General features: G+C 33.9%; 11 protein-coding genes. 9 read left to right on the plus strand and 2 right to left on the minus strand.

Annotation, left to right across the window (positions count from 1 at the left end):
- Window positions 1-117: 117 nt before the first annotated feature.
- Window positions 118-1,845: a methyl-accepting chemotaxis protein gene (locus tag G634_RS0116800; protein WP_081676700.1), complete on the minus strand. Its 1,728-nt coding sequence runs from the start codon at window positions 1,843-1,845 to the stop codon at window positions 118-120.
- 475 nt (window positions 1,846-2,320) lie between these two features.
- Here G634_RS0116800 and G634_RS0116805 point away from each other — a divergent pair, with 475 nt between their 5' ends.
- The 9 genes from G634_RS0116805 (at window position 2,321) to G634_RS0116845 (ending at window position 8,417) form a co-directional block, all read left to right on the plus strand.
- Complete coding sequence (locus G634_RS0116805) at window positions 2,321-2,626, plus strand: Dabb family protein (protein ID WP_026506242.1); 306 nt, start codon at window positions 2,321-2,323, stop codon at window positions 2,624-2,626.
- Window positions 2,627-2,665: 39 nt separating this feature from the next.
- Window positions 2,666-3,523 (plus strand): TIGR02452 family protein, encoded by an 858-nt coding sequence (locus tag G634_RS0116810; RefSeq protein ID WP_051234223.1) that lies wholly within the window; start codon window positions 2,666-2,668, stop codon window positions 3,521-3,523.
- 167 nt (window positions 3,524-3,690) lie between these two features.
- Window positions 3,691-4,083 carry a pyridoxamine 5'-phosphate oxidase family protein gene (locus G634_RS0116815; protein ID WP_026506244.1) on the plus strand — a complete coding sequence of 131 codons (393 nt, stop codon included), beginning with the start codon at window positions 3,691-3,693 and terminating at the stop codon, window positions 4,081-4,083.
- 61 nt (window positions 4,084-4,144) lie between these two features.
- Window positions 4,145-5,035: an HD-GYP domain-containing protein gene (locus tag G634_RS0116820; RefSeq protein WP_026506245.1), complete on the plus strand. Its 891-nt coding sequence runs from the start codon at window positions 4,145-4,147 to the stop codon at window positions 5,033-5,035.
- 41 nt (window positions 5,036-5,076) lie between these two features.
- Window positions 5,077-5,463 carry a hypothetical protein gene (locus tag G634_RS0116825; RefSeq protein ID WP_026506246.1) on the plus strand — a complete coding sequence of 129 codons (387 nt, stop codon included), beginning with the start codon at window positions 5,077-5,079 and terminating at the stop codon, window positions 5,461-5,463.
- 26 nt (window positions 5,464-5,489) lie between these two features.
- Window positions 5,490-5,807: a hypothetical protein gene (locus tag G634_RS0116830; RefSeq protein ID WP_026506247.1), complete on the plus strand. Its 318-nt coding sequence runs from the start codon at window positions 5,490-5,492 to the stop codon at window positions 5,805-5,807.
- A gap of 60 nt (window positions 5,808-5,867) precedes the next feature.
- Window positions 5,868-6,944: a nicotinate-nucleotide--dimethylbenzimidazole phosphoribosyltransferase gene (gene cobT / locus G634_RS0116835; RefSeq protein WP_026506248.1), complete on the plus strand. Its 1,077-nt coding sequence runs from the start codon at window positions 5,868-5,870 to the stop codon at window positions 6,942-6,944.
- 72 nt (window positions 6,945-7,016) lie between these two features.
- Window positions 7,017-7,538 carry a bifunctional adenosylcobinamide kinase/adenosylcobinamide-phosphate guanylyltransferase gene (locus tag G634_RS0116840; protein ID WP_026506249.1) on the plus strand — a complete coding sequence of 174 codons (522 nt, stop codon included), beginning with the start codon at window positions 7,017-7,019 and terminating at the stop codon, window positions 7,536-7,538.
- A gap of 108 nt (window positions 7,539-7,646) precedes the next feature.
- A complete protein-coding gene (locus G634_RS0116845) occupies window positions 7,647-8,417 on the plus strand; it encodes an adenosylcobinamide-GDP ribazoletransferase (RefSeq protein WP_026506250.1) in 771 nt (256 codons plus the stop codon).
- Between the two features lie 321 nt (window positions 8,418-8,738).
- On the opposite strand, the gene G634_RS0116850 is transcribed toward G634_RS0116845, so the two are convergent.
- Window positions 8,739-9,521: a Cof-type HAD-IIB family hydrolase gene (locus G634_RS0116850; protein WP_026506251.1), complete on the minus strand. Its 783-nt coding sequence runs from the start codon at window positions 9,519-9,521 to the stop codon at window positions 8,739-8,741.
- Between the last annotated feature and the right edge of the window lie 238 nt (window positions 9,522-9,759).

A 9,759-nucleotide genomic window follows, 5' to 3' on the forward strand; every position in this document is an offset into this window, starting at 1 on the left:
AAGGCTTCGCCTTGGACCAGTTTGCCGCTTGACTTTTGTTCTCACGAAACTCGCAGTAAATGCGAGTTTCTGAATGTAAGTGACAAGAAGTCATACTTTTTGCTGATGATTATATTTTTAAAACTGGAAATTAGAAAGTGCTATTTGCTGTTCCTGTGCAAGGCTTGCAAGCGATTCACTTGCTGCTGCAAGTTCTTGTGCAGTAGCAGATTGCTGCTGAGTTGCAACTGATACATTCTGCATTTCAGTAGAAACATTATTTCCATAATCCTGAATTGAACTTACACTTTCTTCAATAGTATTCATGTTATCAGCCATAAGATTTATGGATGTTGAAACTTCAGAAATCTCTATGGAAACATCATTTACAAGTTTTGTGATGTCTCCGAATACATGTGTAAGATTTTGTACCTTCTCTGAGCCTTTTATTACAGCATCTTTACCTTCGTTCATAGATTCAACTACAAGACGTGTATCTTCCTGTATTGCAGATATTATCTCAGCAATTTGCTTAGCGGAATTAGCAGACTCATTGGCAAGGTTTCTAACTTCATCTGCAACAACGTTGAATCCTTTTCCATATTCTCCTGCATGAGAAGCTTCAATGGCTGCGTTTAAAGCAAGAAGGTTTGTTTCAGCTGAAATACTAGTAATTGCATCAACAATCTCTCCAATTTCTATTGAACGTTGTCCAAGTTTGTTTACAAGTTTTGAAGTGTTTTCAACAATTTCTTCGACAAGCTTTATCTGATTTACTGATTCAATAATAGCTTCATTTCCTTTAAGAGCATGATTAGCTGCAGCTTTGGAATTGTTTGCTACTGTGTCTGATTGTTTCTTAATCATATTTACAGAAGACTGCATGGTTTCAACAGATTTAGAACTCTCTCCTACAGCATTATGCTGCTGCATAACAGAGTCAATAACACCCTGAGTGGATTCTGCTACCATATTTGAAGTCTGAGCAGACTGGTCAGAGGAAGCAGAGAGTTCTTCAGAAGAAGCAGCAAGCTGTTCGGCAGAAGAGTTTACATCACGCATAAGTGTATTGAGAGATTTTTTCATGTCGTAAATTGCATTTGCAACATGACCAAATTCATCGCCTCTAGTATTGGTGTTTTCAGTAATTCTAAAATCGCCCTCTTTCATGGAGTCAATATTATACATCATTTCCTTTAAGGATTTTGTGATGGCTCTTACGATAAAAAATGAAAGAGTTATAAGTGTTGTAAGACAAGCAGCAATGCATAAAAGAATAAACATACTTTCTTTCTTGTTGGTTTCTTTTATTTCTTTATTAAGAATAGATGCGTTATCATCAGCCATTTGCTGTAGTTCTGTCAAATCGTGCAAAAGTTCCTGTGTGATTCCTGCTTCAACTGATTTATAGTAGGTCCATGCTTCATCCTGCTTGTTTTCATCAGCAAGCTTTCTTGAAGCGTAGATTCCTTTTTTGAATGTGTCCCAATCGCTTTCAGTTTTTGGAAGCTTAGCAGCTACTTCTGGAACAAGATTTGCAAGTTTACTATATTGTGGCCAGGTTTCGTCGAAACTTGTAATAGCAGCATCAATTGATTTATTAATTTCTTCATCTTGTGGATCAAGGATATGCTTTACAATACGTACCTGAATCATGCGCATATAATTAACTTCGTTTCCTAAAAGACGAATTGCGCTTAATTTTCTATTATACATATTGTCAATGTCGGCACTTGCCCTTTTCAGAGAGCGATAGCCTGATGAACCAATAAGAATCATTCCGAACACTCCAAGAAAAACGAGGAGTAAAATCTTAAATCCAATTTTTAGATTCTTAATGCTGAATTTTTGTAATATTTCTTTCATTGATTTTTCTTATCCAACACTTTGTTTTAAACAGGCTGGAACTTTCCTTTCTTTTTACTCTGATGTATTAAACATACGATTTTTTTCGCAACCTAAATAATCATAAAAAGTATCATATTTTGATATTTTTTTGCAAAAACCGTCGATTAGTCTATCACGAAATATAGTATATTTCAAGAGGAAAATTTACATATCGAAAAGAAAAAAGTTCATATAAGACAGGTTGTGTGCACAATTATAACTAATGATAATAGCAATTGTAATAAAAGTTGTCTGGATGATATTTCGTCAAAAGCGATAATATAAGTATTTACTATAAGGCTAAGACTTGTGCATTGTGATACAAATAATCATTTTCTAAAAAACAAATAAAAATTCTCAATAAACAGATTTTAAGTATTATACTGTAATTAAAATTATTTGTGAGTAAATACTGCATTTAATGGTATAATTGTATTAATTTGGAGGTAAAAATATGGTAAAACACATTATTATCTGGACATTGAAAGAAGAATTATCATCTCAGGAAAAGTTAGCTATAAAAAAAGAAATAAAAAACGGTTTAGAAGCCTTAAAAGATAAGATTCCTGGAATAGTAGAAATAAAAGTTAATATAGACGGACTCGAGTCTTCAAATGCTGATTTAATGCTTGATTCGACCTTTGAAAACATTGAGGCTCTTAAAAATTATGCCATTTCTAAGGAACATGTGAAAGTTGCTGATTCAAAAGTTAGACCATACGCAAAGATAAGAAGTTGTTTTGATTTTGAAGTAAAGTGAAGATACTGACGTAGATACATGAATAAAACGGAGGTTTTGATGCTGTATAGTCAGATGAGGAATAGACAAAATAAGCTTCAGGAAGTTTTTTTAGATACCGAAAAAAGATGTGAGAAAACTCGTACATTGTTTTACGCAGTAAAAGAAAGCAGGGAGAATACTAAACTTTATAGGCATGGAGAAGAATTGGACGTAAACAGGAAAATGAACCATGCAGGTATTGTAAGCGTTTCGACAGATACAACCTTTGATGCTGCCAGAATAAGACATGCACAATATCCTGATAAAAAGATTGCAGTTTTGAATTTCGCTTCTGCTACGAATCCGGGCGGAGGTGTATTAAGCGGAGCAGTGGCACAGGAAGAAAGCCTTTGCAGATGCAGTACTTTATACAAATCATTGGATCAGGAATGGTTATGGAATGATTTTTATTCGGTTAATCAAAGAACTATAAATCCGTTTCATACTAATGATTGTATATATTCTCCTAACGTCATTATTTTTAAATCAGATGAAGATATTCCACAACTTTTGCCTGAATCGTTATGGACAACAGTGGATGTAATCAGTTGTAGCGCCCCAAATCTTCGCCAGGCTCTTGATAGCAGAGATGGAGCAAAAAGGCAAATAAATCAGGAAAGACTTAAGGAACTTCATTTTAAGAGGGGAAAACATATTATTATGTGTGCCGCAGCTAATGACGTTGATGTACTTATTCTTGGAGCGTTTGGCTGTGGAGTATTTCAGAATGACCCGACAATAGTTGCGAATGCCTACAAATATCTAATGCTTTCCTATGCAAAATATTTTGAACAGGTAGAATTTGCAATATATTCGCATGGACATGATAATTCTAATTATGAAGCTTTTAAAAGAGCAATGGATTTTTCCATGTGAAATAAATTTGTTTTTATGGTAAAGATTTGATTAAACGGTTTCAAATTTTTGATAAGAAAGCAAAAGTTTTAATTTTTATTTCATACTTATCTTGTAGGAATTGAAAGTGGGTGCTAAAATTAAAATGTTTTAGCAAGTACATAACAAATAAAGAGAAGGGAGTAATCATGGAGAGAGTAGAGAAGTTTTTAAAAGAAGCAGGAACGTATTATCTTGCTACAGTTGATGGCGATCAGCCTCGTGTACGACCTTTTGGTACAGCACACATTTTTGAAGGAAAACTTTATATTCAAACAGGTAAATCTAAGGATGTATCTAAGCAGATTCATACAAATCCTAAGGTTGAAATTTGTGCATTCAAAAATGGCGAATGGCTTAGGGTAGCAGGAACGCTTGTTGAAGATGACAGAATTGAAGCAAAGATTTCAATGCTTGATGCATATCCGCAGCTTAAAGGAATGTATTCAGCAGATGACGACAACACAGAAGTTTTTTATATCAAAGATGCCACAGCAACTTTCAGCTCATTTATAAAAGAGCCTGAGATTGTAAAATTCTAAATCTTTTGTTTTTTTTGCTGAATGAGTCGTGCAAACATACGTTTAGGTTGTGAGGATTCAAATGAACATACTAATTCATCTGGAAATCGTAGTTGGAGCTATTCTTATGATTACGAATATCATAAGATATTCTAATTTTATCCATTCTACGCAGGATGTTATATCTTCTGTAAGTAAAAAAGATATGTTTTGGAGAAGACTGGCAAAGATTCTTCTTATCTTTTTTCTTATGGGGTACATATTTGTTGGAGTATGTTCAAAACCTGATCTTATGATTGCCATGATTTTGTTTTGGGGCAGTGTTTTCGTTGCAATAGTAATTACACTTATGTCTAAACTTTTGGAGACCGCGAAAGAACGAAGTATCGATATAGCAGAAGTTTTAGTTGGTGTTATTGATGCCAGGGATTCTAATCTTGATGGACATAGTAGACATGTCCAAAACTTAACAATGCTTTTTTATAACTATCTTCCTAGTAGCATGAAAAAGAAAATAAATCCAATAAGTTTAGAGTATGCTTCGCTTTTACATGATGTTGGCAAACTGGGAGTTCCTGAATCAATTTTGAATAAGCCTGAAAAACTTAGTGATGAAGAATGGAAAGTTATGAAAACTCATCCTAAAGTTGGAGTAAAGATTTTGGAACCTATTCTAACTTTTGATGGAATTTCTGACTGGATTTTATATCATCATGAAAGAATTGATGGGAATGGATATTATAAAATAAAAGGAAATGATATCCCACTTGCTTCTAAGATAATAGCTGTATGTGATACATATTCAGCTATTACTATGAGAAGGAGTTACAAAAATCCTAAAACTCATGAAGAAGCGATAAATATATTAAAAAGTGTAGCTGGTTCTCAGCTGGATGAAAAGCTTGTGGCTATTTTTGTAAATATTCCAGAAAAAGAGCTGATGAGCTGTATGCCAGAAAAGGTTAAATATTGATTAATAGTCGGTAATAAGTTTTGTGGTTTTGGAGGGAAAAGATGGCTTGTTTTTTAGTGCCTGCGGGCGAAGGCGTAGTGACTGAAATTGTAAAAAAAATTGAATCAAAGAAAGAGAAGAAATTAGAGGTTCCGGCTCAGGATATCGGAAAGATTCCGTTTAGCAGAAAACTTGGCTGGTTATCAAAACTTTTGTGGGGAGGTTCTGCGCTCCTTGCATTTGAACACGTTTGGCATGGTGAAGTAGTTCCTTATTTTCCGTTTCTTACAGCAATGGACAATAAGGAAGATATGTTGGAAATGTTCCATGAAATGGGTACAGTAGGTGTGTCGATGTCACTTCTAATTACAGCAGTATGGGTAGGTATGTGTGTTGCTGCAGATATTATTGTAAAAAGAGAAGTATCATCCAAGTCAATTGCCAAATAAAGTCAAGCTAATGGGAGAAAAGAAAAATGACACTACTTATAACAGTATTTGCAGCTATTATCACTACAATTCTGTGGTATAATCGCAAAAATGACGATATGAAACTTGGCGTTTTGATGTTTATGTTCTGGGGTGCATCAATCATGTGGTTTGTGGATGCAGTATTTGAATATGCAAGGCTCAAGGCTGATTATTTTAGACCTGAGCTTCCAGATATGATAAACGATGCATTTTTAGGATTATCTGTTATTGCTTTTGCAATGATTATCTGGATTGTTTATGTTTTGATAAAAGATCCAAAGAACGTAGTCAGGAAAGCATTAATGAAAAAAGCTAATGATTAAAAATTATTGCCACGTTAAGTTTCTTCGTGGCAATTTTTTTGTTATAAATAAGAGGTTTTTATGTTGGACAAAAAAACACTATTTTCTTTGAAAGTGAAAAAAGCAGATAAAGAGATTTATAAAGATGCGAAAAAAAGATGGGACTTACTTTCTAAACCTATTGATGGCCTGGGAGATTTTGAAGAACTTATTTGCAGGATTGCGGCAATACAACATAATGTTGATGCTAAAGTCAGCAAAAGGGTAGCAGTGATTTTTTGTGCAGATAATGGCGTTGTAGAAGAAAAAGTATCGCAGAGCGATAAGAGTGTTACAAAACTTGTTGCCATAGCACTTGGAAAAGGTATTAGCTCCGCCTGCATATTGGCAAGGTCTGCAAAGACAACAGTTATTCCTGTTGATATCGGTATTGATTCGGATTCTTGCATAGAAGGTGTTATCGATATGAAAGTTAGAAAAGGAACTGGTAACATTGCAGTCGAAGATGCTATGACTACACAAGAACTTCTATGTGCAATTGAAAAAGGAATAAATCTTGTATCTAAATTAAAAAATTCAGGATATACTGTTATATCAACTGGTGAAATGGGAATTGGAAATACGACAACATCAGTTGCAGTTCTTTCTGAAATATTAGGAATAGACAGCGATTTAATAACTGGAAAAGGTGCCGGATTAGATAATGAAGGACTTATAAGAAAGAAAAAAGTTATAAAAAAGGCACGCAATAGATGCGATTTTTCGAAAATAAAAAATGAACAGGAAAGGGCTTTTGAAATATTGCGTTGTCTGGGAGGATTGGATATTGCAGGTATTACAGGACTTTTTATAGGAGGTGCTATTGAAAAAGTGCCTGTTATAATAGACGGAGTAATAAGCGCAGCGGCAGCAGTTGCTGCAAAAAGACTTGTTAATGGTTGTGAAGAATACATGATAGCATCTCATAAAGGTAGAGAAAACGGATTAGAGCTTGCGCTTAAAGATTTAGGACTTAATCCATATATTGAAGGAAATATGGCGTTAGGAGAAGGAACAGGAGCAATTATGCTTTTCCCGCTTATAGATATGGCATTTGATTTTTATCAAAATGCTTCTAGATTTGAAGATTACAATATGGATGAATACAAAAGATATTGATTAGATATACAGATATATAAAAACAATTAATCAAGGCGTCCAAATAAAAAAACAGAAAGATGGAAGTTGGAAATGACAATTATTATAATAGGCTACCCAGATAGTGGAAAATCTCAGAAGGCAGAAGAAATTGCAATAAATCTTTCAAGTGAAGGCGAAAGAGTATATGTTGCCACTATGATACCTTTTGACAAAGAAGGAAAAAACAGAATAAAAAAGCATAGAAAGCAGCGTCAGGGAAAAGGGTTTACTACAATTGAATGCCCTATAAATGTAGATAAACTGGTAGATGAGATACCTGTATTGTCATCTAAAACTATTCTTCTAGAGTGCTTGTCGAATCTAGTCGGAAATGAAATGCATGATAGTAGAAATGCTTCTAAAGAAATTCATGAGATTGCAAAAAAAATTGCAGAATCAGTGCTAAAACTAGCTCGAAATTCTAAAAATCTTGTAATTGTATCAAACAGCTTTCCTACTGAGATGGAAGGATATGATGAAGATACAAGAAGATATGTACAGCTAACAGATGAGGTTAATAGTTTGTTAAGTAAAAAAGTGGATGAGACAATAATAATAAATCCACCAAAATAATGGTTGCTGCTTTTTTGCAGAAGATAGTTAATTAAAAACTGTTGTATGAGAAAGTGCTTAAATTATGTGTTTGAATAGTGGTGGTTTTATTGTCAGAAAGGACTTATTTTGAAACTATTAAGGAGTATTATTATTTCTTTTTCATTGTATTCTATAATTCCTATGCCTGTATTTGTCTGGAATGAGGAAGAAATGAAACATGCAATTTCATTTTTACCATTGGTAGGAATTGTTATCGGTGCTATCAGTATAGGTATAGCGAAAATCGGTATATTTCTTAAACTTCCGGTATTATTTATATCCCTTATTTTAAGCGTTGTTCCGCTTATTTTGAATGGAGGATTTCATTTTGATGGATTTATGGATGTTGAGGATGCAAAACATTCTTATAAATCGAAAGAAGAGAAATTAAAGATTATGAAGGATCCACATATTGGTGCATTTGCTGTTATTAGAGCAATAGTAGTTATAATCTTGTGGATTGCTTTTATTTATCTTATTTTGGAAAGAAATACAACAGAGAATAATTTTAAAAATATATATCTTGTAGGTTTGTCTTTTGGAAATGTAAGAGCATTTTGCGCACTGACTTCTATTCTGTATCCAAGAGCTAAAAAAGACGGAATGCTAAACATGGAAACAAAGAAAAGCGGAACTTTTGATATTGTTCTACTATCAGGTTTTATAGTAGTACTCTGCGCTTTGGGAGTTTTAATAAAATGGAAGACTGCTTTTTTGAGCATTATGGTAAACATAGTATTTGCTCTATATTACAAAAAAATGTGTGAAAAGCAGTTTGGAGGAGTAACAGGTGATACTGCTGGATATTTTGTGGTAGTAGGAGAACTTTTGCAGGCAGTGGTCATGGCTCTTTTTTAATTTTCCTGATGAAAACAATAACCTATAGTTTTTTGTCACTGCGTTCCAAAAACTACGCAAACTGGCCATCTGAAAAGGCTTCGCCTTGGACCAGTTTGCCACTTGACTTTTGTTCTCACGAAACTCGCAGTAAATGCGAGTTTCTGAATGTAAGTGACAAGAAGTCATGACTTCTTGCTGAGATTTAGGATAATCATCAGCAAGAATCCTGCTTCGCAGGACAAAATTTGTCTTAACGACAAATTTTGGTCTGGTACGATTCTTGATTTTTCTGATGAAAACAATAACCTATGACTTCTTGTTAAATTTATTCAGAATCTATTAGATTAATTCAAAATGCTTCATCGCATTCCAAATACCATCATTTTCTAAAGATGTAGTAATGTAGTCGGCATATTCAGTAAGGTCATGATAGGTTTCCCCCATACCTACACCAACACCAGCTGCAAGGAGCATCTCTTTATCATTAATACTATCACCAAAGGCAAAGGTGTTAGCAATATCTTCATCTAATAGTTCACATACTTTCTTTATTCCAACACCTTTGTTGAATCCTTTTGGTACCATCTCTACTACTAAATCAGAGTGAATCATGAAATCATATAAATCACAGAGTTCATCAAAACATTTGTCTCTTTGGATAGTTGGAATTTTAGTGGCACAGGATAATTTTTGCATTTCCCATTTGCCATAGTGCTGGTCTATAGAATAAAGAGCATCGCCCATTTCTTCTATGACTTTATCTCCATACATGTCACCTTGGAAGTCTTTAAGTTCTAGATATAGATGCTTTGGACCTTCAAGAATTGGTCTAAAACCATATTTCCTAACAGTTTCAACAGTTCTTATTGCTTCGTTTTGAGGTACTAGCCTTTGAAAAATAACTTCATCATTATATTCAATCATTGTGCCGCATCCAGAAACAATTCCATCGAATCCAATGCCAAGAAGATTTTTATCTTTTACAAAAGCTCTGGAACGACCTGTGTTAATAAAGCATTTATGACCGTTTTTTCTTGCAGTTCTGATAGCTTCGATTGTTTTTTCGTTGATTTCATTTTTGTAATTCCATAGAGTTCCATCAATATCAAAAAATAATACCATTTTCTTTTCCTTCTTTAATAGTAGTGAATTTTTTAGTGTGTTAGCAAGAAATATTTAGAGTAAAAATATTTTGCAGGAGAAAATATATCCTGTTTGGAAAGTATAGATTTTTGTCACTACGTTCCAAAAACTACGCAAACTGGCCATTTAAAAAGGCTTCGCCTTGGACCAGTTTGCCGCTTGACTTTTGTTCTCACGAAACTCGCAGTAAATGCGAGTTTCTGAATATAAGTGACAA

The sequence above is a fragment of the Butyrivibrio sp. NC3005 genome, assembly GCF_000424545.1.
In the GTDB taxonomy this organism is placed as follows: domain Bacteria; phylum Bacillota; class Clostridia; order Lachnospirales; family Lachnospiraceae; genus Butyrivibrio.

Coding starts and splice junctions, on each gene's coding strand:
- G634_RS0116810 (WP_051234223.1), top strand. CDS start 2,666: ATGCTGTATAGTCAGATGAGGAATAGACAAAATAAGCTTCAGGAAGTT.
- G634_RS0116805 (WP_026506242.1), top strand. CDS start 2,321: ATGGTAAAACACATTATTATCTGGACATTGAAAGAAGAATTATCATCT.
- G634_RS0116850 (WP_026506251.1), bottom strand. CDS start 9,521: ATGGTATTATTTTTTGATATTGATGGAACTCTATGGAATTACAAAAAT.
- G634_RS0116840 (WP_026506249.1), top strand. CDS start 7,017: ATGACAATTATTATAATAGGCTACCCAGATAGTGGAAAATCTCAGAAG.
- cobT (WP_026506248.1), top strand. CDS start 5,868: ATGTTGGACAAAAAAACACTATTTTCTTTGAAAGTGAAAAAAGCAGAT.
- G634_RS0116830 (WP_026506247.1), top strand. CDS start 5,490: ATGACACTACTTATAACAGTATTTGCAGCTATTATCACTACAATTCTG.
- G634_RS0116825 (WP_026506246.1), top strand. CDS start 5,077: ATGGCTTGTTTTTTAGTGCCTGCGGGCGAAGGCGTAGTGACTGAAATT.
- G634_RS0116815 (WP_026506244.1), top strand. CDS start 3,691: ATGGAGAGAGTAGAGAAGTTTTTAAAAGAAGCAGGAACGTATTATCTT.
- G634_RS0116800 (WP_081676700.1), bottom strand. CDS start 1,845: ATGAAAGAAATATTACAAAAATTCAGCATTAAGAATCTAAAAATTGGA.
- G634_RS0116820 (WP_026506245.1), top strand. CDS start 4,145: ATGAACATACTAATTCATCTGGAAATCGTAGTTGGAGCTATTCTTATG.